The organism is Blautia sp. MSK17_66 (genome assembly GCF_020538025.1).
Classification (GTDB): domain Bacteria; phylum Bacillota; class Clostridia; order Lachnospirales; family Lachnospiraceae; genus Blautia_A.
On record NZ_JAJBNQ010000075.1, the window covers coordinates 1 to 921 of the forward strand.

General features: G+C 50.8%; 2 tRNA genes and 2 rRNA genes. All 4 read right to left on the reverse strand.

From position 1 onward, the window contains the following. Positions 1-89: 89 nt before the first annotated feature. A tRNA-Ile gene (locus LIR34_RS17520) sits at positions 90-163 on the reverse strand. A gap of 23 nt (positions 164-186) precedes the next feature. After that, a tRNA-Ala gene (locus LIR34_RS17525) sits at positions 187-259 on the reverse strand. A 5-nt stretch (positions 260-264) separates the two neighbouring features. Then, a 5S ribosomal RNA gene (rrf, locus tag LIR34_RS17530) occupies positions 265-382 on the reverse strand. Positions 383-456: 74 nt separating this feature from the next. Beyond that, a 16S ribosomal RNA gene (locus tag LIR34_RS17535) occupies positions 457-921 on the reverse strand; the annotation flags it as partial.

The following is a 921-nucleotide window of genomic DNA, read 5'->3' on the forward strand; positions in this document are numbered from 1 at the left end:
TATATCAAGGATATTTGATTAGTTAATCAAATTTACATGTATGCAGTTTTCAAGGTACGATACTGGGCTTAATTTTACTTAAGACCCAATGGGCTTAAGTGGACTCGAACCACCGACCTCACGCTTATCAGGCGTGCGCTCTAACCAGCTGAGCTATAAGCCCATCTTGAAATCTTTCGATTTCAGTGGAGATGAAGAGATTCGAACTCTCGACCCCCTGCTTGCAAGGCAGGTGCTCTCCCAACTGAGCTACATCCCCATTTGATCTGGCATCCACCTGCTCTCCCACACCGTCTCCAGTGCAGTACCATCGGCCGCTTGCGTCTTAACCGTCGTGTTCGGGATGGGAACGGGTGTTTCCCACAAGCGCATCGATACCAGAAATTTGGTTATTAAGTTGTATACTTGATAACTCAACAGTAAAACACATTCAATTTTCTACTTCTTCTTCCTTAGAAAGGAGGTGATCCAGCCGCACCTTCCGATACGGCTACCTTGTTACGACTTCACCCCAGTCATCGGTCCCGCCTTCGGCAGCTCCTCCCTTGCGGTTAGGTCACTGACTTCGGGCGTTACTGACTCCCATGGTGTGACGGGCGGTGTGTACAAGACCCGGGAACGTATTCACCGCGGCATTCTGATCCGCGATTACTAGCGATTCCAGCTTCGTGCAGTCGAGTTGCAGACTGCAGTCCGAACTGGGACGTTATTTTTGGGATTTGCTTACCTTCGCAGGCTCGCTTCCCTTTGTTTACGCCATTGTAGCACGTGTGTAGCCCAAATCATAAGGGGCATGATGATTTGACGTCATCCCCGCCTTCCTCCAGGTTATCCCTGGCAGTCTCCTCAGAGTGCCCGGCCGAACCGCTGGCTACTGGGGATAGGGGTTGCGCTCGTTGCGGGACTTAACCCAACATCTCA